This is a genomic window from Micromonospora sp. NPDC047467 (genome assembly GCF_040643095.1).
Taxonomy (GTDB): domain Bacteria; phylum Actinomycetota; class Actinomycetes; order Mycobacteriales; family Micromonosporaceae; genus Micromonospora.
This window is the reverse complement of sequence record NZ_JBEYTO010000017.1, coordinates 10,192-31,090: the sequence shown is the minus strand read 5'-3', so window position 1 is coordinate 31,090 and position 20,899 is coordinate 10,192. Positions and strand designations below refer to the sequence as shown.

22 protein-coding genes are annotated in these 20,899 nt (G+C 73.4%); 3 read left to right on the top strand and 19 right to left on the bottom strand.

The annotated features are described in order from the left end of the window. Positions 1-118: 118 nt before the first annotated feature. Positions 119-1,057 (top strand): sialidase family protein, encoded by a 939-nt coding sequence (locus ABZ780_RS30505; RefSeq protein ID WP_357488252.1) that lies wholly within the window; start codon positions 119-121, stop codon positions 1,055-1,057. A 43-nt stretch (positions 1,058-1,100) separates the two neighbouring features. Then, entirely contained in the window at positions 1,101-1,838 is a 738-nt protein-coding gene (locus ABZ780_RS30500) for an SGNH/GDSL hydrolase family protein (protein WP_357488251.1), read from the top strand. Between the two features lie 41 nt (positions 1,839-1,879). On the opposite strand, the gene ABZ780_RS30495 is transcribed toward ABZ780_RS30500, so the two are convergent. The 12 genes from ABZ780_RS30495 to ABZ780_RS30440 all read right to left on the bottom strand — a co-directional run bounded on the left by ABZ780_RS30495 (position 1,880) and on the right by ABZ780_RS30440 (position 13,121). Beyond that, on the bottom strand, positions 1,880-3,238 hold the full coding sequence (locus tag ABZ780_RS30495; RefSeq protein WP_357488250.1) for a hypothetical protein: 1,359 nt from the start codon (positions 3,236-3,238) through the stop codon (positions 1,880-1,882). Then, positions 3,235-4,209 (bottom strand): transketolase C-terminal domain-containing protein, encoded by a 975-nt coding sequence (locus ABZ780_RS30490; protein WP_357488249.1) that lies wholly within the window; start codon positions 4,207-4,209, stop codon positions 3,235-3,237. Before ABZ780_RS30490 ends, ABZ780_RS30495 begins: the two co-directional genes overlap by 4 nt. After that, positions 4,209-5,180, bottom strand: coding sequence for a thiamine pyrophosphate-dependent dehydrogenase E1 component subunit alpha (locus ABZ780_RS30485; RefSeq protein ID WP_357488248.1), 972 nt, complete (start codon positions 5,178-5,180; stop codon positions 4,209-4,211). Before ABZ780_RS30485 ends, ABZ780_RS30490 begins: the two co-directional genes overlap by 1 nt. Then, positions 5,177-5,968 carry a DUF3050 domain-containing protein gene (locus tag ABZ780_RS30480; protein ID WP_357488247.1) on the bottom strand — a complete coding sequence of 264 codons (792 nt, stop codon included), beginning with the start codon at positions 5,966-5,968 and terminating at the stop codon, positions 5,177-5,179. The genes ABZ780_RS30485 and ABZ780_RS30480 overlap by 4 nt, the downstream gene beginning before the upstream one ends. 1 nt (position 5,969) lies before the next feature. Next, positions 5,970-6,899 carry a phytanoyl-CoA dioxygenase family protein gene (locus ABZ780_RS30475; RefSeq protein WP_357000696.1) on the bottom strand — a complete coding sequence of 310 codons (930 nt, stop codon included), beginning with the start codon at positions 6,897-6,899 and terminating at the stop codon, positions 5,970-5,972. Next, a complete protein-coding gene (gene hppD, locus ABZ780_RS30470; protein ID WP_357000694.1) occupies positions 6,896-7,981 on the bottom strand; it encodes a 4-hydroxyphenylpyruvate dioxygenase in 1,086 nt (361 codons plus the stop codon). The genes ABZ780_RS30475 and hppD overlap by 4 nt, the downstream gene beginning before the upstream one ends. A 71-nt stretch (positions 7,982-8,052) precedes the next feature. After that, positions 8,053-9,291 carry a beta-ketoacyl-[acyl-carrier-protein] synthase family protein gene (locus tag ABZ780_RS30465; protein ID WP_357488246.1) on the bottom strand — a complete coding sequence of 413 codons (1,239 nt, stop codon included), beginning with the start codon at positions 9,289-9,291 and terminating at the stop codon, positions 8,053-8,055. A 22-nt stretch (positions 9,292-9,313) separates the two neighbouring features. Beyond that, positions 9,314-10,930: a class I adenylate-forming enzyme family protein gene (locus tag ABZ780_RS30460; RefSeq protein ID WP_357488245.1), complete on the bottom strand. Its 1,617-nt coding sequence runs from the start codon at positions 10,928-10,930 to the stop codon at positions 9,314-9,316. After that, positions 10,927-11,421 carry a beta-ketoacyl synthase chain length factor gene (locus tag ABZ780_RS30455; protein WP_357488244.1) on the bottom strand — a complete coding sequence of 165 codons (495 nt, stop codon included), beginning with the start codon at positions 11,419-11,421 and terminating at the stop codon, positions 10,927-10,929. The genes ABZ780_RS30460 and ABZ780_RS30455 overlap by 4 nt, the downstream gene beginning before the upstream one ends. Positions 11,422-11,522: 101 nt before the next feature. Beyond that, positions 11,523-12,617 (bottom strand): beta-ketoacyl synthase N-terminal-like domain-containing protein, encoded by a 1,095-nt coding sequence (locus ABZ780_RS30450; RefSeq protein WP_357488243.1) that lies wholly within the window; start codon positions 12,615-12,617, stop codon positions 11,523-11,525. Next, positions 12,610-12,855, bottom strand: coding sequence for an acyl carrier protein (locus tag ABZ780_RS30445; protein ID WP_357000681.1), 246 nt, complete (start codon positions 12,853-12,855; stop codon positions 12,610-12,612). Before ABZ780_RS30445 ends, ABZ780_RS30450 begins: the two co-directional genes overlap by 8 nt. After that, entirely contained in the window at positions 12,855-13,121 is a 267-nt protein-coding gene (locus ABZ780_RS30440; RefSeq protein WP_007460627.1) for an acyl carrier protein, read from the bottom strand. Before ABZ780_RS30440 ends, ABZ780_RS30445 begins: the two co-directional genes overlap by 1 nt. Positions 13,122-13,151: 30 nt before the next feature. Between ABZ780_RS30440 and ABZ780_RS30435 the strand changes: the two genes are divergently transcribed. Beyond that, positions 13,152-13,814: a 4'-phosphopantetheinyl transferase superfamily protein gene (locus ABZ780_RS30435; protein WP_357488277.1), complete on the top strand. Its 663-nt coding sequence runs from the start codon at positions 13,152-13,154 to the stop codon at positions 13,812-13,814. Here ABZ780_RS30435 and ABZ780_RS30430 read toward each other — a convergent pair. The 7 genes from ABZ780_RS30430 to ABZ780_RS30400 all read right to left on the bottom strand — a co-directional run bounded on the left by ABZ780_RS30430 (position 13,742) and on the right by ABZ780_RS30400 (position 20,896). Continuing rightward, positions 13,742-15,130, bottom strand: coding sequence for a class I adenylate-forming enzyme family protein (locus tag ABZ780_RS30430; RefSeq protein WP_357488242.1), 1,389 nt, complete (start codon positions 15,128-15,130; stop codon positions 13,742-13,744). The genes ABZ780_RS30435 and ABZ780_RS30430 overlap by 73 nt on opposite strands. A gap of 357 nt (positions 15,131-15,487) precedes the next feature. Continuing rightward, on the bottom strand, positions 15,488-15,805 hold the full coding sequence (locus tag ABZ780_RS30425; protein ID WP_357000675.1) for an antibiotic biosynthesis monooxygenase family protein: 318 nt from the start codon (positions 15,803-15,805) through the stop codon (positions 15,488-15,490). Beyond that, positions 15,802-17,049: a beta-ketoacyl synthase N-terminal-like domain-containing protein gene (locus ABZ780_RS30420; RefSeq protein ID WP_357488241.1), complete on the bottom strand. Its 1,248-nt coding sequence runs from the start codon at positions 17,047-17,049 to the stop codon at positions 15,802-15,804. Before ABZ780_RS30420 ends, ABZ780_RS30425 begins: the two co-directional genes overlap by 4 nt. Beyond that, complete coding sequence (locus ABZ780_RS30415) at positions 17,046-18,317, bottom strand: beta-ketoacyl-[acyl-carrier-protein] synthase family protein (protein WP_357488240.1); 1,272 nt, start codon at positions 18,315-18,317, stop codon at positions 17,046-17,048. The genes ABZ780_RS30420 and ABZ780_RS30415 overlap by 4 nt, the downstream gene beginning before the upstream one ends. Further along, positions 18,314-18,709, bottom strand: a complete 396-nt coding sequence (locus ABZ780_RS30410) for a cupin domain-containing protein (protein WP_357000665.1) — start codon at positions 18,707-18,709, stop codon at positions 18,314-18,316. The genes ABZ780_RS30415 and ABZ780_RS30410 overlap by 4 nt, the downstream gene beginning before the upstream one ends. Beyond that, complete coding sequence (locus ABZ780_RS30405; protein WP_357488239.1) at positions 18,702-19,457, bottom strand: SRPBCC family protein; 756 nt, start codon at positions 19,455-19,457, stop codon at positions 18,702-18,704. Before ABZ780_RS30405 ends, ABZ780_RS30410 begins: the two co-directional genes overlap by 8 nt. Next, positions 19,454-20,896 carry an acetyl-CoA carboxylase biotin carboxylase subunit gene (locus ABZ780_RS30400; RefSeq protein ID WP_357488276.1) on the bottom strand — a complete coding sequence of 481 codons (1,443 nt, stop codon included), beginning with the start codon at positions 20,894-20,896 and terminating at the stop codon, positions 19,454-19,456. The genes ABZ780_RS30405 and ABZ780_RS30400 overlap by 4 nt, the downstream gene beginning before the upstream one ends. Positions 20,897-20,899: the final 3 nt, after the last annotated feature.

Sequence of the window (20,899 nt, the reverse complement as noted above, 5' to 3'; positions counted from 1 at the left end):
CCGGCGACGCCTATCCGACAGGCGGGGAGTTCGACGCGCGTTCGTCTCGTGGCCGTGTGGGCGTCGTCGGCGGCGGCTAGCGTCGTCGCGCTCCCCCAGCGCCAGGAGGCAGTCGCCCATGACGTCGTCACCCACCCGCCGCACCACCGCCGAGGTCGCCGCCGTCCACCGGATCGGCGACCGCGCGCCGCACAGCGCGTTCACCGACCTCGTCCGGCACGACGGACGGTGGTTCTGCGCCTTCCGCGAAGGTCGGACCCACCTCCTCGACGACGGCGTGATCCGGGTGCTGACCTCCACCGACGGGCGATCGTGGACCGACGCCACGACGATCCGCCAGGCCGGCGCCGACCTGCGCGACCCGCGTTTCGTCGTACGGCCCGACGGACGCCTGCAACTCCTGGCGGCGGCCGTCACCGGCGCGAGCAGCAGGACGTTCGACACGCTGACCTGGCTCTCCGGCGACGGGCGCGCCTGGGGCGACCCGATCCCGGTCGGTGAGCCGGGTGTCTGGGTGTGGCGGGCCGCCTGGCACGACGATGCGATGTACGGCGTCGGCTACGCCACCCGGGAGCCCCGGCTCGCCCGCCTCTATCGCAGCGCCGACGGCATCGACCTTCAGCCGTGGGTGCCGACCCTGTTCGAGGCCGGCTATCCCAACGAGTCGGGGCTCGTCTTCGAACCGGACGGCACCGCCCTCTGCCTGCTGCGCCGCGACGGGGACAGCGCCACCGCCCAGCTCGGCCGGTCCGTGCCGCCGTACCGGGACTGGTGCTGGACCGACCTGGGTGTCCAGGTGGGCGGCCCGGCGCTGCTCCGGCTGCCCGACGGACGCCTGCTGGCCGGGGTACGCCTGCTCGACGGCGACGTACGTACCGCGATCTGCGCCGTCGACCCGGGACGGGGCGAGCTGACCGAACTCGTCGCGCTGCCCTCCGGCGGCGACACCAGCTATCCCGGTCTGGTCTGGCACGACGACCTGTTGTGGGTCAGCTACTACTCCTCCCACGAGGAGCGGACCTGCGTCTACCTGGCCGAGGTCACCGTGACCGGCTGAGCGGGCCATGGCCGAGGCGTCCCGCGTCGGTTAGCGTGCCGACATGCCATCGACGCTCACCGAATCGACGGACCCGTACTGCCTGCGCCCCGGCGAGGCCGCCGAGCTGCTGCGCGGGCATCCGTGGCGGCGGTTCGTGGCGCTCGGCGACAGTGTGGTGGAGGGCATGTGCGAGCCGACGCCGGGCTACCCGGACGTGCAGTGGGCCGACCGGATCGCCGCCGAGCTGGCAGCCGTCCGCCCCGAGCTGGCGTACCGGAATCTGGGCCGACGCGGGCTGCGCGCGCACCAGGTGCGGGCCACCCAGCTCGCCCCGGCGCTGGCCTTCGAGCCGGACCTGGCGCTGGTGGTCTGCGGCGGCAACGACGCCTTCCACCCGGCCTACGACGCCGATGCGGTGGACGCCGAGCTGACCGCGATGATCAGCGCACTGCGCGGGGCCGGTGCCGACGTCATCACGGTCGGCATGTTCGACGTGTCGCACAGCCCGGCGGTCCCCGAGGCGCTGCGCGCCGGCCTCGCCGAGCGGATGCGCCGACTGTCCGCCCACACCGCAAGGCTGGCCGAGCGGCTGAGCACCCTGCACGTCCACCTGACCGACCATCCCCTGACGGCGGACCCGACCCTCTACAGCACCGACGGCCGCCACGGCAGCGCCCGCAGCGACGCCATAGCAACAGCCGAAACCCTCCGCGCCCTGTCCACCCGCCCCCACCCCACCCCCGGACCCCCCGGTGATCATGAAGTTGTTGCCCCCAACCTCGGCGAGTCGTGGCAATAACTCCATGATCACCGGGGGGCCGGCCCGGGGGTGGGGGTGGGTTAGGTTTTGAGGAGGATTCCGGTTAGGAGGACTCCGTGGGCCAGGTTGAGGATTCCGTCGCAGCCGGGGTAGCCGACCCGGGCCAGGGCGCCGGAGGCTTGGCGGCCGAACAGGTACGGGGCCAGGGTGTACGGGACGTCGGCCGTGACCGTCTCGCCGGTCTCGATCTGCACGAAGTCCATCGGCACCCGGTCGGTCGGCAGGTACTCCTGCAGGATCGTCCCGCCCTGCTCCACGGCGGCGCGTAGGCCGTTGGCCCAGTCCGCCGGGCTCAGCTCCGGGCCGATCAGCACCCCGTGCCCGGCGGAGCCGTCGGCCGGCTTCGCCACCAGCCCGGCCTGCTCGGCCATCGCCCGGTCGAGCGCTGCGGCGGTCAACGGCACGGTGTACGGCACATGACGGCGGATCAGCGCCTGGTCGGCGACGGGTAGTCCGTCCACGTCCTCCCACAGCCAGGCGAACGTGGTCTTGTTGCCGAGCAGCCAGGCCGCCGTCGACACGAACATCGGCAGCGTGCCGGCGGCCAGGGCCCCGGCCACCGCCTCCAGGCCGTCGGTCGGGGTGACCCGGTTGGGCACGAAGAGCCGGAACAGCGCGTCGACCGGCGCGCCGTCGACGACGAGGCGTTGGTCGGCGTCCAGGGTGGCCGTGGACACCGGGGCGATGACCAGGTCGATGCCGAAGTCCCGGGCGCGTACCGCGAGAGGGCTGAGGATGCGGATGAACGTCTCGGGGTCGTCGAGGCCCGGGTAGTCGGCGTCGAAGTCCATCAGCAGCGCCACCCGGGCACCGTCGGGCAGCCGCAACTCCTCGCGGATCGCCACGAACCGCTGGTCCAGCAGCGACGGCGCGGCCCGCACCGGCAGGTCGTCGAGGATGCCCCGCTCCCGGTAGAGCTGGGCGAACCGCTGGATCACGGTGTCCGCGTCGAAGCCGCCGCCGAGGCTGCTGTCGATGTTGTACTCGACGAACTTCGGCACCCCGTCGGTGAAGAGCACGTCCGGCCGGTACGCGGCGAGCAACGCCTCGGTCAGCGGCTCGGACTCGTCGAGCAGCCGGGTCTCCCCCGCCGGTACGCCGAGCAGCCGGCGCAGCTCCCCGGCGGTGCCCACCCGACGGCGGCAGGTGTCGAGGATCAGGTGGGCGAGCCGGTCGCAGACCTCGTTCAGCTCCCGCCACGCGTCGGCGCTGAGCACCGGGGGCCGGGCCAACCGCCACTGCTTGTTGTAGGTCGCCCGGCCGTGGAAGACCGACTCCCAGGCCGCCGCGCCACTGGCCACCATGGCCTGGCGGGCCGGCTCCGGCAGGTCGGCCCAGGCGCGGTCGGCCGGCGGCCACGAGTAGCTCGGGTCGATCATGTTCCGTCCTTCATGGTCAGGTGGATGGCGGTGGCGAGGTGGTCCCGGCCGGGCTGCACCGCCCGGTCCAGCGCCGGGGCGAACGGGAGCACCGCCCCGTCCGGCCGGGTGACCCGGCGCGGCGGCGCGAGCAGCCGCACCCGTTCCACCACCGACGCGATGATCTCGGCGGCCATCCCGCACGAGCGGTTGGCGTCGTCGAACACGACCAGGCGCCCGGTGCGGGCCACCGACTCGGCCAACCCGTCCCAGTCGAACGGGTAGAGCGTGCGGGGGTCGAACACCTCCACCGAGACCTGGTCGGCCAGGTCCTCGGCCACGGCGAGCGCGTCGTGCACCAGGTGCCCGACCGCGACCACTGTCACGTCGTCGCCGGCGCGGTGGATCCGGCCGCGACCCAGCGGCACCGACGCCAGATCGACGGCGTCGACGTCCTCGCGTACGTCCATCGCGCCGGCCGGGGCGAACACCACCACCGGGTCGTCGTGCCGGATCGCCGTGACCAGCAGCCCGTACGCGTCGGCGGGGGTGGCGGGCACGACGGTGACCACCCCGACGTGGGCGAAGAGGCTGTACGGGTGGTCGGAGTGCTGCCCCGCCCAGCCGGTACGCGAGCCGGAGCCGGGCACCAGGTAGGTGACCGGCACGGCGCACTGCCCACCGGTCATCAGCGGGAACTTGTGGGCATGGTTGACGATCTGCTCGAAGACCAGGAACAGCAGGGACGGGATCTGGAACTCGATCACCGGCCGCAGCCCGGCCAGCGCCGCCCCGGTGGCGAAGCTGGTGAACGCCTGCTCCGACAGTGGGGTGTCGCGCACCCGGTCGACGCCGAACCGCTTGGCCAGCCCGGTGGTCACCAGCGAGGCACCGACCTGGATGTCCTCGCCGAGCAGGAACACCGCCTCGTCGCGGGCCAGCTCGTCCGCGAGGGCCCGGGTCAACGCCCGGCGGTACGACAGTCGGGGCACTAGCCACCTCCGGTGCGGGCGGTCAGGCCGCTGGCGTACAGGTACGCCAGCGCGTCGGCCGGGTCGGGTTCCGGGCTGGTCAGGGCGTACCGCACCGCCGCGTCGAGGGTCGCCTCGACCTCCGCGTCGACGGCGGCGCGGTCGGTGTCGGTGAGCCGTTCGCCCTGGATGAGCACCGGGTCCCGGGACCGGCCCCGGGTCACCTCGTCGGGGGCGCGGTAGTCGAGGCGTACCGCGTGTTCGAAGGTGTGGTGGGCGTCGAAGCGGTAGGTGAGGGCCTCGATCAGCTCGGGGCCGCCGCCGGCGCGCATCCGGTCGACGGCGGCGGCCGCGCTGGCGCGTACCACCTCGGGGTCCTGGCCGTCGACCTGGACCGCCGGGATGCCGAACGCGACGGCGCGGCCGGCGATGCTGCCGGCGACCGCGCCGGCGACCGGCATGGTGGTGGCGTAACCGTTGTTCTCGCAGACGAACAGCACCGGCACCCGCCAGAGCGCGGCCAGGTTGAACGCCTCCAGCAGCATCCCCTCGTTGACCGCGCCGTCACCGAAGAAGCTCACCCCGACGGTGTCGCGCCCCCGGCGACGGTGGGCCCAGACCGCACCCGTGATGATCGCCCCGGATGCGCCGACGATCGCGTTGGCGCCGAGCACGCCGAGGCTGAGGTCGGCGGCGTGCATCGAGCCGCCGCGCCCGGCGTTGAGGCCGGTGACCCGGCCGCACAGCTCGGCGAGCATGCGGGCCGGGTCGGCGCCGCGGGCCAGCACGTGCCCGTGCCCGCGGTGGGTGCCGGCGAGCACGTCGTCGGCGCCGAGGGCGGCGCAGATGCCGGCGGCGATCCCCTCCTGACCGAGGTACGGGTGGATGCCGCCGACGATCTGCCCGCCGTGGACCAGCTCCACCGCCCGCTGTTCGAACCGGCGGATCAGCCGGACGGTGCGGTAGAGCCGGACCGGGTCGGCGTCGGTCACGCCGGTCCCTCAATGGCGGCGAGGATGTCGTCCCAGAGTCGGGCGCGGGCAGCGAGGGCGGTGTTCACCGTGTCGGCGCACTCCTGCCACTTGGTGTCGTCGTCGCCGCACAGGTCGGCGAGCATCTGCATGGCCATCGGGGTGTGCTGCTCGCCGTCGACCTCGATGTGCCGTTCCAGGTAGTCGACGAACGTGTGCAGCCGGTTGCTGCGCTCGTTGACCGCGACGACCTGGGTGAACATGTCCGGGATCAGGTCCTCCCGGCCGAACGCGAACGCCGCCGCCTGGCAGTGCACCGGGGTAGACTCGATGATCTGCCAGGTGGTGGCGGCGAACGCGGTCGACGCCGCCGGCACCCCGGCCTCGGCGAGGGCGTCGGTGACGGGCCGGCCGGCGCGCAGCAGGTCGATCAGGGTGTTCACGGCGGTGGTATCCGCGCCGGCCTCGGCCATGCCCTGCACGTACAGCTCGAAGTGGCTGATGTAGCCCCCGTCCAGCTCGTCGCTCTCCTCCACCATGACGATGTCGTTGATGAGGCGGCGGCTGCCGGTCGGGCCGGTCGGGATCCACGGCACGCTGACGCAGGTCAGCTGCCGCTGCAACGACTTCAGCAGGGACATGAAGTCCCAGACCGCGAAGACGTGGTGCTCCATGAACGTGACAAGCGCCTCGTGGGTGTCCAGGTTGGCGTAGAGGGGGTGCTTGACCACGACGTCGCGCCGCTCGGTCACCGCCCGCTCCAACCGCTCGATGCCCGGGTGCGTCTTACCCCAGTCGTACCGTGACATGTCAGCCTCCCTGCTGGGCGCGGTGGCGCCAGATGACCGGGCAGTAGTCGGGGTCCGCGTAGTCCGGCCGCCCGTCGTGGGTGCGGCGGACCAGCACGTCGTGGTTGTACGAGGCGAACGTGCCGTCGGAGAGCGGAAACTCCCGCCAGGCGTTGTCGCCGTCCTGTAGGTGCAGCGAGATCGCCTGTCGGGGGCGACCGCTGACGTTGGGGCCGCTGCCGTGGTAGGTGCGGCAGTGGTGGAAGCTCATGTGTCCCTTGGGGATCACCATCGGGATCTTGCGGATTTCGGCGTCGTTGTGCGCCGCGTTCTCGGCCAGCATCGCCTCCAACTGGCCGTGGTCGCGGTCGGCGAAGTGCCGCACCACTGTGTCGTCCGCGCCGAACTCCCTCCACCGGTGCGAACCGTCGACCATGGTGATGGTGCCCATCTCCTCCCCGCAGTCGTGGAAGGGGATGAACGCGGTGAGCATCTTCTCCGACGACGACGCCGCCCAGTAGTGCTTGTCGAAGTGCCAGGGCACGATGTTGCTCGGTTCGCCGGAGATCGGCGGCTTGTAGATCAGCGTGGACTGGAAGATCCGGATCTCGTCGGCCTGGGCCAGCCGGGCGGCGACCGCGCCGATCAGCGGCTTGCGCAGGATCGCGCCGAACCCGTCGTGCTCGTGGTGGACGTAGTCGTTGTGCCGTTGCACCGGCCCCCGGGACGGCTCCCAGTAGGCGAGCTTCGGCGGCCGGACGGGCAGCCGACGGTCGCGCTCCCCGTCGTAGTAGCGCCGCGCGGCGGCGGTGAGGGCGTCCACCTCGTCGTCGGTGAAGAGCTTCTTCGACAGGTACCAGCCGTGCTCGGCGTAGTGCCGCACGTCGTCGTCGGAGGGCAGCAGCGCCCGCTCCTGCGCGGTCAGCGTCGGCTCGTACTCCGTCGCGGTCATGCCCCCACCCCCTGTGGTGTGGCCGCCGCCGCGGCCAGTTCCCGTTCCTTGGCCTCGTAGAGGGCCTTGATGTTGCCGCTGCCGAAGCCACTCGCGCCGCGCCGCTCGATCAGCTCCAGGAAGAGCGTGCGGCGCACGTGCATCGACTCGGCGAAGATCTGCAACAGCTGGCCGCCGTGGTCGGAGTCGACAAGCACGCCCAGCTCACGCAGTCGGTCCAGCGGCCCGTCGACCCGGCCGACCCGCGCTTCGAGGGAGTCGTAGTAGCTCCCGGGGGTGCCCGCGAAGCGCACCCCGCGCCGCGCCAGCGCCTCGACGGCGGCGACGATGTCGTCGGTGCGCAGCCCCAGGTGCTGCACGCCGCCGCCCGCGTGCTGGTCGAGGAACGCGTCGATCTGCCCCGGCCGGCGGGTGTTGTCCGGTTCCAGCAGCACCACGGTGACCCGCCCGGACGGGCTCTGCACCACCTTGGAGTTCATCCCCTGCCCGTCGACCTCGATGTGCTCCTCGAAGATCTGGGAGAAGTCGAACAGCCGCTCGAAGTGCCGGACCGTCTCGTCGAGTTCGCCGGGCGGCACGCAGACGGCCAGGTGGTCGACCTCGACGAGCACCGGTGGTGGCGCGTCCGTCGTGGACGGTGTGATGACGCCCGGCAGAAAGTCGCTCCGGTCGCCACGACGCTGCACCAGGCGGTGCCGCACGTCGGCGAAGCCGTTCACCTCGGCGGTCACCACCTCGGCGTCCGCGCCGGTGACGGTGGTCGGCGGCGTCACCCCGGTCGCCCCCCGACCCACCAACTCGGCGTACGCGTCGGCGACGTCGTCGACCTCGACCGCGATCACCGCGATGCCGTCGCCGTGCCGCTGCACGTACCGGGCCGCCGGATGCTCGGCGCTCAGCCCGGAGGTGAGCAGCAACCGGATGTCACCGTGGCAGAGCAGCAGTGAGCGCTGCCCCGCCAGCCCGGTCTCCGGGCCGCCCTGGCCGCAGAGCTGGAAGCCGACGGCGGTGCTGAAGTAGAAGGCCGCCTGCCGGGCGTCCCCCACGTAGAGTTCGATGTGGTCAATGCCACGGATGTCCATGTCTCCTGTGCCCTTCCCACGGATCCCCCGTGTTGCCGTCCGGACGCGCCCCGCCCGGGATGCCGCGTCGATCACCTCCTCGGCTCGGCGACGCGCGCGAGCAGCAGGCTCACGTTCTGGCCGCCGAACCCGAACGAGTTGGTCAGCGCGTACTCCGGGTCGGCCTTGCGGGGCGTGCCACGGATGTGGTCCGCCGGGCAGGCCGGGTCCGGGTCGTCGAGGTGGTACGTCGGTGGCAGCAGCCCCCGACCGAGCGCCAGCGCGGTGGCCGCCGCCTCCAGCGCCCCGGAGGCGCCGAGCAGGTGGCCGGTGAGCGCCTTGGTGGAGCTGACCGGCACGCCGCCGACGCCGAAGACGTCCGCGAGGGCGGTGGTCTCCGCGATGTCGCCGAGCTTGGTGCCGGTGCCGTGCGCGTTGACGTAGCCGACCGCCGCCGCGGGCACGCGGGCGCCGCGCAGCGCGTGGCGGATGCACGCCGCCGCGCCGGCGCCGTCCGGGCGGGGCGCGGTCGGGTGGTACGCGTCGGTGGTCGCCCCGTAGCCGGCCACCTCGGCGTACCCGGTGACGCCGCGTGCGGCGGCGTGCTCGGCGGCTTCGAGAACCAGCAGCGCGGCGCCCTCGGCCAGCACGAACCCGCTGCGGGAGGTGTCGAACGGCCGGCTCGCCCGGGCCGGGTCGCCGCCGGCGCGGGCCAGTGCCCGCGCGTTGCCGAACGTGTCGGCGAAGGTCGGGAAGAGCGGGGCCTCGCTGGCACCGCAGACCACCACGTCGGCCTCCCCGGCCCGGATCAGCCGGACCGCGTCGGCGATGGCCTGGGCGCCGGAGGCGCAGGCGGTGCCGACCGACGAGCTGTAGCCCCGGATGCCGTGCGCGATGGCGATCCGCGCCGCCGGCATGTTGGGCAGGATGCCGGTGAGCAGGTACGGGCTGACCGCCGCGCGGCCCCGGGCGGCGCGGGCCAGCACCTGCGACTCCAGGGTGGCCATCCCGCCGACACCACCGACGATCACCCCGATCCGGTCGGGGTCGACGTCGCGGCCCACCTCGATGCCGGCGTCGGCGAGCGCGTCGGCGGCGGCCAGCAACGCGAGCACCACGATCCGGTCCAGCACCCGGGTCTCCGGCCCGGACGCGACGGTGCGCGGGTCGATGTCGGGCAGCAGGCCGGCGACGTCGAGTGACTCGCGCGCCGGGTGCCCCTCGGGTGGGCGGGTCAGCCCGGACCGGCCGGTGGTCAGCGCGTCGAAGGTCTCCTCGACGCCCCGTCCGACCGGCGTGAACAGGCCCATCCCGGTGATCAGGGCGGTCACGACGGCGCTCCGGACCGCCCGGTCACGACGACGCCTCGGTGAGGTAGCGCTCGCGCAGGACGACCTTGCGGACCTTGCCGGTGACAGTGACCGGGATGTCGGCGGAGCGGACCGGCACCACCCGGCGCAGCGTGGCGCCGACGTCCGGGCCGAGCGCGGCGCGAACCCGTTCGGTGCGGTCCTCGGCGTCGTCCGCGCCGGCGGCCAACTCCAGCAGCACGTCGGTGACCACACCGGCGGCCTCGGCGACGATCACCACCGTGCAGTCGGTGACGTCCGGGCAGGCGGCCAGGATCCGCTCCTCCGACAGCGCGGTGTAGAAGCGCCGACCGTCGCCGACGTCGACCGAGTCGACCGCCCGGTCCAGGTGGTAGTAGCGACCTTCGGCGTCGGCGCGGACCAGGTCGCCGGTGAGGTACCAACCGCGCTGGCGGAACCGGTAGGTGGTGACCGAGTCGTTCCAGTAGCCCCGGAACAGCGACGGCGAGTCGATGCCCAGGAAACCCACCTCGCCGACCGGCACCGGCTCACCGTCGGCGTCCAGCACCGCGACCCGGGTGAACCGGTACGGCCTACCGATGCAGCGGCCGTACCGGTCGGTGTCGGCGCGGTGGGTGATGTGGAACATGGAGTGCCCCATCTCGCTGGAGCCCAGACCGTCGATGAAGACCGAGCCGGGCACCCGCACCACACCGTCGCGGGTGACGGTGTCCCGGGAGCCGACCGCGACGAGGCGGCGGATGTGCGGCTCGTGCGAGGCGTCGCCGGTGTTGAACCAGAGCCGCACCGACTCCAGGTCGTACCCGGACAGGTCGAACCGGGCCAGCTCGGCCCAGGTGACCGAGAACCCGAACACCCCGTCGGGACGCCACCGTTGGATCGCGTCCAGCACCCGCTCACCGCCCTGCTCGGACAGCAGGAACATCTCCGCTCGGTTGCCCAGCGCCTGGTTGACCATCAGCACCGTCGCGGTGTGCGGGGCGGGCAGCGCGTTGAGGATCCGGCTGGTGCCCTGCGCCTGCGGCATGGTGAGCAGGTGCCGGGTGGCGGCGAAGAGGCTGGCGTGTGAGTGCAGCACCGCCTTGGGCACCCCCGTGGTCCCGGAGGTGTGGGTGATCACGATCGGGTCGTCGGGGTGGTGCCGGTAGTGCGCCGGGGCGGCGGCCGGGTCGCCCGTGCCGGCCCGCGCGGGCGTGCCGAGCAGCGGTACGCCGACATCGTGCCCGGCCAGCAGCGCGGTGTGTTCGTCGTCGGCGAGCACACCGACGCCCCGCAGGCGGCGGATGTACTCGGCGGCGATCTCCGGACGGAGCTTGCCGTTCATCAGCGCCGGGATCGCCCCGAGCCGGGCCAGCGCCAGGAAGCTGAGCACCATGTCGGCGGCGGCGGTGGCCCAGACGGCGACCGGGTCGCGGGGGCGTACGCCGCGCTCGTGCAGCCAGGCGGCGCGGGCGGCGACCCGCTCGTCGAGCCGGCCCAGCGTGAGCGGCGCCTCGGCCGGGTGCCCGTCGACGGCGGTGTCGAACGTCAACCCCGGTCCGTCCGGGTCGGCGCCGTGCGCCAGCACCCGGGCCAGCATGTTGCCCGCGCCCAGCTCGGTGTCGGCGGCCAACGCGCCGCGTAGTCCCCTGGTCCTCATGGCTGTGCTCCTTCACCCAGCAGCACCGCGACCGCCTCGGTGGGCGTGTCGGGTGCCTGTTCGATCAGGATCAGCAACACCTCGTCGGCGTCGCCGTCGTACCGCAGCAGGTCCGCCTCGGCAGCACCGTCGGCGTACGGGTCACCGGTCGGGCTCAGGCAGACCACCGGACCGCGCAGCCCCCAGCGGGCGGCGATGTGCCCGGCGACGCTGTTGGGCACGGACTGGAAGAAGAACAGCGGACCAACCCGCCCGCCGGTCTCCACCGTGGCCCGCACGTGCTCGGCGCTGACGAGGTCCCCACTGGCACTGACCAGCACGACCCCCGTCCGCACCCCCGCCGGCACCGGCCCAGCTCCGTACCGCCGCCGCAGACACCGCTCCGCCACGGCCACCACCATCGGCGCGAACCCCGAGTGCACGAACCCCGGCACCCCCGGCGCCTCCCCGTCGCCCACCTCAGGCCACCGAGCCCACGCCCGCACGCCCACCCCCTCCCCCGGCGATCTTGCAGTTTCGGTCGCCGAATCGGGGCTTTTGTCGTCTTCGCCAGGGCAGGAAGTGCAAGATCGCGGGGGGTGGTGGGGGGCGGTCACGGGGTGCCCACCAGCAGGGCGGTGTTGGCGCCGCCGAAGGCGGCGTTGAGGGTCAGGGCGTGGGTCGCGGTCGACCGGCGGGACGCGTCGGTGACGACGGTGAGCGGGCACGCCTCGTCGGGGGCCAGCCAGCCGGCGTTGACCGGCAGTTCGCCGTGACGCAGCGCGTACGCGGTGACCACCAGTTCGAGCAACCCGGACGCCTCCAGGGCGTGCCCGTGCACCGACTTCGTGGAGCTGACCGGGACCCGCGCGGCGTGACCGCCGAGCGCCCGGTGCAGCGCCGCCGCCTCGGCCGCGTCGCTCTGCGCGGTGCCGGTGGCGTTGGCGTTGACGTAGCCGACGGCCTGCGGTGGCAGCCCGGCCCGACGCAGCGCGGAGCTGACCGCGTGGGCCAGCCCGGTGCCGCTGGGGTCCGGCTGGCACGGGTGGAAGGCGTCCCCGGCGCGTCCCCAGCCGACCACGGTGGCCAGCGGCTCGACGCCACGGCGGCGGCTGACCGCGCGGGATTCGAGGACCACCGCGGCCACCCCGTCGCCGAGCAGCAGCCCGCGCCGGCCGGCGCTGAACGGGCGTACCGCCCCGTCGTCGGCGAGGGCGCGGCCGGCGTCGAAGAGCGCGAACTGGTCCGGCTCGACCAGGTAACCGGCGGCCACCACCACCCGGTCCAGGTCACCACGGCCGATCAGTGCCGCCGCGTCGGCCACCGCCGTGCTGGCCGACACACAGGCGCTGGTGTAGACCCGGGTACGACCGCCGAGTCCACAGTGGTCGGCCAGTTGACCGGCCAGCACGGACGCCACCGGCCCGCCGTGCACGGCGAGCAGCAGCGCGCACTCGGCCCGTCGCGGGCGGTCCAGTCCGGCCGCCGCGCAGGCCGCGTCGATCGCGGCGGCCAGCTCGTCGGCGAGGGTGCCGACGTCGGGCAGGGTGGCCGCCACGGTGACCCGGCGGGCTGCGGTGTCGAAGCGCCGTACCGGGGCGAAGGCCGCCGCGCCGGCCAGGACGCCGGTGAGCTGCGCGTCCGCGCCCCGACCCAGGGCGCTTACCGCGTGCACACCGGTGAGCTGGGCGACGCGTGCCTCAGCCATCTGCGGGAGCGGTCAACGACGCGCGGAACACCGCGAGGGCGTCGTCGACGGTACGGATACCGGCCAGGTCGTCGTCGGTGAGGTCGAGTCGCCGCTCGTAGCGCTGCTCGACGAGGTGCACCAGCCAGGCGAGCTCCATCGACCCGATCCGGTCGGGCACCTCGGTGGCGGGTTTCGCGGTGAGTTCGGCGAGCATGGTCAGCAGGTCAGCTCGCCCCAGGTCGGGCTGACCGGTCATCAGGCGTTGTCGCTCGTCGCCTCGGCGACACGGTCGGCGACCATGGTGGTGAACTCGCCGACCGTCATCAGGGCCAGCTTCTCCGACTCGTCGTCGGCGAACGTCAGCCCGTAGCGGTCCTCGACACGGACGGACAGGTCGGCCAGGGCGAGCGATTCCAGGTCGACGCCGGACGGGCCGAGCGTGGTGTCGTCGTCGAGCCCTTCGACGTCGTAGTTCATGTCGGCGAGCTGCTCGACGACGAAGGCGCGGACCTCGGCTCTCATGGATACCCTCTCTGCGTGGGCCAGCTGACGATGTCCGGTCGGGACACCGCCTACGTGTGGGTCGGTCGGGACGCCGGCGGTCAGCCGGGCCCGGCCGGAGGGTTGCTGCGGCGGGCGGGTGCCGCGCTGCTCGGCGGTGCGGAGTCGGAGGTGGTGCTGACGCACGACACCGGAGGAAGGCCGCTCGTCCGGATCGACGGGAGGGCGACCCTGCCGGTGAGCGTCAGCCGCACCGCCGGGATCGTGGTGGTCGCCGCCCGCGTCGTCGGCCCGGTCGGCGTGGACGTGGAGCGGGTCCGCCCGCTGCCGGCGCTCGCGCTGGCCCGCCGCTGGTTTCCGCCGACCGAGCTGGCCTGGCTCGCCGGTCGGCCCGAGGCCGGACGGGCGGTGGACTTCCTGCGGCTGTGGACCGCGAAGGAGGCGGTCGGCAAGGCGCTCGGGCGGGGTCTGCGCGACGGCGGGCTGCTCCGGCCGATGCCACCACCAGGGCGGTCGTTGCGGCCGGTGCCCGGTGGCGAGCCCCTGCGGGTCGGCCATCCGGAGCTGGGCGGGGGTCTCGTCGTGGCGGTCGCGGTGCGGGCGCAGGCGTCGGTCGACGTCGAGGTGGTGCAGTGGACTGGTCACGGTGTGGCCGCCGCGCGCAGGGCGTCGATCGAGCGTACGAGCTTGCCGGTGGTGGTGCGGGGCAGCTGATCGAGCAGGCGCAGCACCCGGGGGCGCTTGAAGCCGGCCAGCCGTTCGGCCAGGAGCTTGTCCAGCATCTCCTCGGACAGCGGGCCGTCGGGTTGGACGTACGCGGTGATGCCGTCGTCCCACACCACCACGGCGGCGGTCACCCCGGGCAGCTCGGCGACCGTGGACTCCACCTCGGTGAGGTCGACCTTCAGGCCGCCCACGGAGACCTGCGAGTCGAGCCGTCCTCGGACGGTGACCAGGCCGCTGTCGGGGTCGACGGTGCCGGCGTCGCGGGTGCGCAGCCAGCCGTCGGCCCACCGGGTCTCGTCGCTGAGCCCGACGTACGGCGACGCCGGGCAGGAGACCCACAGCTCACCGCCGGACTCGCGGACCTCGATGCCGGGCGCCGGGGCGATCGACGGACGGTGTGTGCCGTGCAGGTCGGTGCCGATCACCCCGACCTCGGTCATCCCGTACATGTTGCCCAGCGGCACGCCGTACCGGTCGGCGAACGCCCGGGCCACCGCCGCCGGCACCAACTCCCCGCCGGTGGTCATGCGCCGCAGCTGCGGCAGCGGGCCGGCGGGTCGGGTGGAGGCGAGCAGGCCGATGTGGAACGGCACGCCCAGCACGGTGGCGGGCGTCGGGTCGGCGGCGATGGCCGCCAGCACGGCGTCGCCGCTGAGCCGCTGCGGCGGGACCAACTCGACGCCGGCGTGCAGGCCGTAGAGCAGGCCTCCGACCAGCCCCAGAACGTGCACCATGGACGGCAGCAGGATGATCCGCTCGCCGGGCAGCGCCACCCCGTCGATCCGGGTGTAGCGGTGCACCTCGGCGACCAGGTCGGCGGCGGTGCGGCCGATCACCTTGGAGGGTCCGGTGGAGCCGGAGCTGAGCTGGATGACGGCGTGGCCGCTGACCGCCGGACGGTCGGCGTACCGGGTGATGGTCTCGGTGACGTCGACGAAGATCTTCAGCGCGCCGCCGCCGGTCCGCAGGGGCGCGACGACCACCTGCGGGGTGAGCCGGGCCAGCGCCCGGTCCACCTCGTGGTCGGTCAGCCGGTGGTCGAGCAGGATCGCCTGCCCGCCGGCGCGCCAGGTGGCCAGCAGGTTGACCACGTACGCCAGCGAGGGCGGCAGCCGCAGCGCGGCGGCGCCGCCGGGGCGCAGTCCGGCCTCGGTGAGGCGGTCCTGTGCGGCGGTGACCAGCCGGTGCAGGGTGGCCCGGTCGATCGGTTCGGGCAATCGGAGACAAACATCCGTCGGGCGGCCGGTGAGGAGAACTTCGTCCACCCATCCGGGGTCTGCCGCCGGAGGATTTTCTGCCACCACTGTCGATCACCGCCCAGCATCAATGAGGGCAAATCTGCCCATAGAGTGCGCCTGTCGGGGTGTTGCGGGGAACCATACGGTGCCCGCAAAGCCATCGCCAGATGCAAATGGCTGGATCAATAGAGGCGGCTGGCCGGATTGCCGACCGCCCGTTCGACGGGCAGCATCGGGCGGATGTGCCGACACAGTGTGATCGGTGAATGACGCCTCGTACAGACGTCGCGCGCCCTGAGCCGGATGGCCGATGGCGTCGCGGTCGTACCGATCCGGCTCGTACCACGAAGTAGTGGCCTCCACCCGAGGGCGAGGCCACTACATCATGGATCGAGCGCGATCGACTCGGCGGCGTGCGGACCCTCAGGCCAGGGCCGGCGTCTGGGCGTGGATGTGAAAGCGCAGCGAGCGGGCGTCGGTGAAGCACTCCCGCATCGGGCGCACCAGGTCCCGATGCTCGGGGCTGCGCTCCCAGTTCTCGAAGTCGGCGAGACTCGCCCACTCGCTGGTGATCAGCCACTGCTCCGGGTCCGTCGACGAGCGGCAGACCTGGTCGACCAGATGCCCCGGCACACCACCGGCCACCAGATGCCGGACCTCCTCGTACGCGGCCAGGAACGCCTCGGTGCGCGGCACCGGCACCCGCACCAGAAAAACCACCCGCGCCCGCTGCTCGCTCATGACGTTCCTCCCGTCGTCGGCGCGGCCCCCCGCAGGACCAGCGCGCTGTTGAACCCGTCGAAGCCCCGCGCGCAGACCAGCGCGAGCCGACCACGCGGCCGGCGGTGCTCCCGCAGGAAGTCCAGCTCGCACCCGGCGGCCACCTCGTCCGGGCCGGCGGACGCGGGCAGTGTGTCGTGCGCGAAGGCGAGCAACGCGGTGGCCACGTCCAACGCCGACCCGCCCTGGTGCGCCCGCCCGGTGAGCGGCTTCTGCGTGGTCACCGGGGGCGGCCGGTCCGCGAACACCGCACGCAGCGCCTCGGCCTCGCTGCGGTCGTAGCGGGGCACGCCGAGGGCGTCGGGCAGCACCACGTCGATCCCGGCCGCCGCGACGCCGGCCCGGTCCAGGGCCAGCCGCATCGCGCGGGCGTACTGGGCCGGATCGCCGGCGCTGTCCGCCGTGGTGTGCGCGGCGTCGTGGGTGGAGCCCCAACCGCTCACCTCGCCGTAGACCCGGGCGCCCCGCGACAGCGCGTGCCCCAACTCCTCCACCACGAACACCGCGCCGCCCTCGGCCGGCAGGTAACCGCTGGCCGTGGCGTCGAACGGCCGGTACGCCCGCGCCGGGTCGGCGACGTCGCTGAGCAGCCCGGAGCGCAGCTGACAGGCCAGCGCGTACGGGCTCAGCGGGCACTCGGTCGCCCCGGCGATCACCACCGGGGTGCCCCGGCGCACCGCCCGGGCGGCGTGCGCGAGGCTGTCCAACCCACCGGCGGCTTCCGCGACCAGCACCCCACTCGGGCCCTTGAACTGGTGGTGGATGGAGAGCTGCCCGACGCTCGCGGCATAGAACCAGGCGATCGACTGGTACGCGCCGACGGTGCGCGACGTACCGCCCCAGAGCCGTTGCAGCTCCCGCTGGCCGAACAGGTTGCCGCCGGACGAGCTGGCCAGGGTCACCGCGTAGCCGTACGGGTCGGGTGCACGGTCGGGCAGACCGGCGTCGGCCAACGCCAGCCGGGTGGCGGCGAACCCGAGGTGCGTCCACCTGTCGGTCTGCACCAACTGTCGGCTGTCGGCGTACGAGTCGGCGGCGAAGCCCGGCACCTCCCCGCCGTGGCGGGTCGGGTAGCCGGACGGGTCGAACAGGGTGATCGGCCCGGTCCGGCGGGTGCCAGCGAGGACCGTACGCCAGTGCGCGTCCGCGCCGATGCCGCTGGGCGCGACCACCCCGATGCCGGTCACCACCGCTCGGGCGGTCACGCCACCGCTCCGGTCAGGCGGCGGAACACCATCGCCGACTGGAACCCGCCGAACCCGCTGCCCACCGACAGGGCCACGTCCACCGGGACCTCCCGCGCCTCGTTCGGCACGTAGTCCAGGTCGCACTCGGGGTCGCGGGTGCTCCAGTTCGCTGTTGGCGGCACCACGCCGAACTCGATGGCGAGGGCGCAGGCCGCCATCTCGATCGACCCGATCGCGCCGAGCGAGTGCCCCACCATCGACTTGATCGAGCTGATCGGCACCCGGTAGGCGGCCTGGCCCAGCGCCCGCTTGAACGCGGCCGTCTCGTGCCTGTCGTTCTGCCGGGTGCCGGAGCCGTGCGCGCTGATGTAGGAGACCTGCTCGGGGGCGATCCGGCCCTGCCGGAGCGCGTCGGTGACCGCCAGGCCCATCTCCAGCCCGTCCGGGCGCAGCCCTGTCATGTGGTAGCCGTTGCTACGGCTGGCGTAGCCGGCGACCTCGCAGTAGACGTGGGCGCCGCGCCGCCGGGCGTGCCCGGCCTCCTCCAGCACCAGCACCGCCGCGCCCTCGGCCAGCACGAACCCGTGCCGGTCGGCGTCGAACGGGCGGGAGGCGTGCGCCGGGTCGTCATTGTCCGGGCTGGTCGCCTTGATCGCGTCGAACGAGGCGACGGTGACCGGCGAGATCGGCGAGTCGGCGGCCCCGGCGAGCACCACGTCGGCCTCGCCGTCCACGATCATCTGATGGGCGTAGCCGATGGCGTCGATGCCGGAGGTGCAGCCGGTGGAGACGACCTGCGCCGGGCCGTGCAGCCCGTGCCGGCAGGCCACGTCGGCGGCCAGGCTGCTGGGCACCAACGCCTGATAGAGGTACGGGCCACCGAGCGCCGCGTCGACCAGCCAGCGTCGACCGTGCTCGCTGACCCGGACGTACTCCTGTTCCAGGGCCATCGTGCCGCCCACGGCGGTGCCGAGCACCACCCCGGCGCGGTCCCGCTCGGCGTCGGTGAGCACCAGGCCGGCGTCGGCGACCGCCTCCGCCGAGCAGGCCAGCGCGAACTGCACGTACCGGTTGGCCCGGCGTCGCTCGGCGTCGGTCAGCCCGGCGGCGACCGGGTCGAAGTCGCACTCGGCGGCGATCTGCGAGCGGAACGCCGACGGGTCGAAGAAGCTGATCCGCCGGGTGGCCGTACGCCCCTCGGTGATGGTCTTCCAGAAGCGTTCCCGGCTGGCCCCGCCGGGGGCGACCACCCCGACGCCCGTCACCACCGTGCGACGCCCGCTCACGGTGCCTCGACCAGCTCGGTGTCGACGTGCCCCAACTCGGGGCGGGGCGCCAGCGGGCCCAGGTGGAAGACCACCTCGGCCGGTTCGACGCCGGTGTTGCGCAGCCGGTGTCGCACGTTGACCGGCACGAACAGCGCCTCACCGGCGGCCAGCAACGTGGGCTGGTCGTCCAGGTCCACGGTGATCGCGCCGCGCGCCACGTACAGGAACTCCTCGCTGTACGGGTGGTAGTGCTCGGCGATCCGCTCCCCCGGCGCGAGCGTCGCCACCCCGAGGAAGCCCGACGTGCTGCCGACGGTGCGAGGGCCGAGCAGCACCCGCAGCTCACCGCCGCGCCGACGGTCGGCGGGTACGTCCTGGGCGGCGATCGGCCGGGTGCTCAGGTCACTCATCGCCGGCCTCCGTCGGCTCGTCGCGGTCGGTGGGGTCGCTCTGCTCGGCGCGGTGCCGGGCGATCCGCTCCACCCGGTCCTTGATCACCGTGAGTTGGATGACGCTGTTGGTGTTGATCCGCTCGGTCATCGCCGCGTTGTCGACCGGCGCGGTCGGCTTCATCGCGAAGTCCTGCGTCCAGGCCATCCGGGTGCCGCCGGCCTCCTCGGTGTAGCGCCAGTGGATCCGCATGTACTCGAACGGCCCGGTCTCGACCCGGTACGCCCGGACCTGCCGGCTCACCGGGTCCGCGGTTCGTTCACTGACCCAACTCCAGGACACGCCGTTCTCGTCCGGGTACATGGTGAGCCGGAACCGCACCGTGTGCCCGTCGCGCTGCAGGATCTCCACCACGGCGTACTCGGTGAACAGTTCGGTCCAGTTCGCCACGTCGTTGGTGACCTCCCAGACCACAGGCAGCGGCGCGTCGATGACGATGGAGTTCTCGGTGTGCCCGGGCGGGTCGGCGCGGCGGGCCACCAGGTCGGCCACCGCCGGGATGCTCAGCTGCCCGGCCTGCTCCGGGATGCTCACCTGCCACCGGTCGGCGACGACCGCGGAGAGTTCCAGCAGGGCGAGCGAGTCCATGCCCAACTCCTCCAGCGACGCGGCGGGCGCGCGGGCCGCGGCGTCCGCGTCCAGCCCGCAGTGCGCCACCAGGATGTCGGTGATCTCGGCGGTCATCGGGCGACCATGGGTGACGGTCATCGGGTCCTCCTGTGGGGTACGTCGGGCTCCGCGGCGGTCGCGGTGCGGGCTGCGGTGGTGGCCGTCGACCGCTGCGCGGGCGTCGGAGGTGGTGTGGCGAGCAGGCGGTCGACCAGGCCGGTGGTGTAGCGGCCCTTGCGGAACGCGGCGTCGTCGAGCACCCGCCGGACGAACGGGATGGTGGTGTGCACGCCCGGCCCGGCGATGTCGAACTCCTCCAGGGCGCGCTCCAGCCGGTTGAGCGCCAACTCCCGGTCGGGCGCCCAGACCACCACCTTGGCCAGCAGGGAGTCGTACCAGGGGCCGACCAGGTAGCCGGCGCGGGCGTGGGTGTCCACTCTGGTGAACGGGCCGCCGGGCGGGGTGAACCGTTCCAGCCGGCCGGGGGTGGGTGCGAAGTCGCGGTCGGGGTCCTCGGTGTTGACCCGGCACTCCACGGCGACGCCGTGCAGCCGGATCTCCTCCTGCCGCCAGCGCAACGGCACCCCGGCGGCGATGTGCAACTGCTCGTGCACCAGGTCGATCCCGGTGATCATCTCGGTGACCGGGTGCTCCACCTGAATCCGGCAGTTGATCTCCAGGAAGTGGAACGCCTCCTCCGCGTCGACCAGGAACTCCAGCGTTCCGGCGCCCACGAAACCGACCTCCAGCGCACCGCGCAGCGCCGTCCGGGCGATGGTGTCGAGGGTGGCGGCGGGCAGCGTCGGGGCGGGTGCCTCCTCGACGAGTTTCTGGTGCCGGCGCTGCACCGAGCAGTCCCGGGTGCCCAGGTGCACACCGTTGCCGTGCGAGTCACAGAGCACCTGCACCTCGACGTGCCGGGCCGTGGTGAGGTACCGCTCGACGTACACCCGGTCGTCGCCGAAGGCGGCCTGCGCGGCGGCGCGGGTCCGCGCGTACGCCCGGGCCAGCTCCCTCGGGGCGTGCACCACGGTCATCCCCCGGCCGCCACCTCCGGCGGCGGCCTTCACGATCACCGGGTAGCCGATCGCGTCGGCCACCTCGGCCGCCGCGGCGGCGGTCGGCACCGGCGCGACACTGCCCGGCGGCAGCGGCAGGCCGGCCCTGCTCATCAGGGCTCGCGCGGACGACTTGTCGGCCAGCGCCGCCATCACCGCGGACGGCGGGCCGATGAAGATCAACCCGTTGTCCGCGCAGATCTCGGCGAAGTCGGCGTCCTCGGAGAGGAAGCCGTACCCGGGGTGCACGGCCTGCGCGCCCACCTGCCGGGCCGCCTCCACGATGGCGGCGGCGTTGAGATAGCTGCGGCGGCTCGACGCCGGGCCGATCCGGACGGCCTGGTCGGCGAGGCGAACTGCCGCCGAGTCCGCGTCGGCGGCGGAGTAGACGACCGCCGTCCGGACGCCGAGTTCGCGGCAGGCCCGCAGCACCCGTAGCGCGATCTCGCCCCGGTTGGCGATCAGCACGGTCTCGAACATGGT

What these genes read in the sequence shown, in the direction of transcription:
- ABZ780_RS30435 (WP_357488277.1), top strand. Translation starts at nt 13,152, where the DNA reads ATGTCCGGTCGGGACACCGCCTACGTGTGGGTCGGTCGGGACGCCGGC.
- ABZ780_RS30410 (WP_357000665.1), bottom strand. Translation starts at nt 18,709, where the DNA reads ATGAGTGACCTGAGCACCCGGCCGATCGCCGCCCAGGACGTACCCGCC.
- ABZ780_RS30425 (WP_357000675.1), bottom strand. Translation starts at nt 15,805, where the DNA reads ATGAGCGAGCAGCGGGCGCGGGTGGTTTTTCTGGTGCGGGTGCCGGTG.
- ABZ780_RS30500 (WP_357488251.1), top strand. Translation starts at nt 1,101, where the DNA reads ATGCCATCGACGCTCACCGAATCGACGGACCCGTACTGCCTGCGCCCC.
- ABZ780_RS30445 (WP_357000681.1), bottom strand. Translation starts at nt 12,855, where the DNA reads ATGACCGGTCAGCCCGACCTGGGGCGAGCTGACCTGCTGACCATGCTC.
- ABZ780_RS30480 (WP_357488247.1), bottom strand. Translation starts at nt 5,968, where the DNA reads ATGTCACGGTACGACTGGGGTAAGACGCACCCGGGCATCGAGCGGTTG.
- ABZ780_RS30495 (WP_357488250.1), bottom strand. Translation starts at nt 3,238, where the DNA reads ATGATCGACCCGAGCTACTCGTGGCCGCCGGCCGACCGCGCCTGGGCC.
- hppD (WP_357000694.1), bottom strand. Translation starts at nt 7,981, where the DNA reads ATGGACATCCGTGGCATTGACCACATCGAACTCTACGTGGGGGACGCC.
- ABZ780_RS30460 (WP_357488245.1), bottom strand. Translation starts at nt 10,930, where the DNA reads ATGAGGACCAGGGGACTACGCGGCGCGTTGGCCGCCGACACCGAGCTG.
- ABZ780_RS30400 (WP_357488276.1), bottom strand. Translation starts at nt 20,896, where the DNA reads ATGTTCGAGACCGTGCTGATCGCCAACCGGGGCGAGATCGCGCTACGG.
- ABZ780_RS30405 (WP_357488239.1), bottom strand. Translation starts at nt 19,457, where the DNA reads ATGACCGTCACCCATGGTCGCCCGATGACCGCCGAGATCACCGACATC.
- ABZ780_RS30475 (WP_357000696.1), bottom strand. Translation starts at nt 6,899, where the DNA reads ATGACCGCGACGGAGTACGAGCCGACGCTGACCGCGCAGGAGCGGGCG.
- ABZ780_RS30440 (WP_007460627.1), bottom strand. Translation starts at nt 13,121, where the DNA reads ATGAGAGCCGAGGTCCGCGCCTTCGTCGTCGAGCAGCTCGCCGACATG.
- ABZ780_RS30450 (WP_357488243.1), bottom strand. Translation starts at nt 12,617, where the DNA reads ATGGCTGAGGCACGCGTCGCCCAGCTCACCGGTGTGCACGCGGTAAGC.
- ABZ780_RS30505 (WP_357488252.1), top strand. Translation starts at nt 119, where the DNA reads ATGACGTCGTCACCCACCCGCCGCACCACCGCCGAGGTCGCCGCCGTC.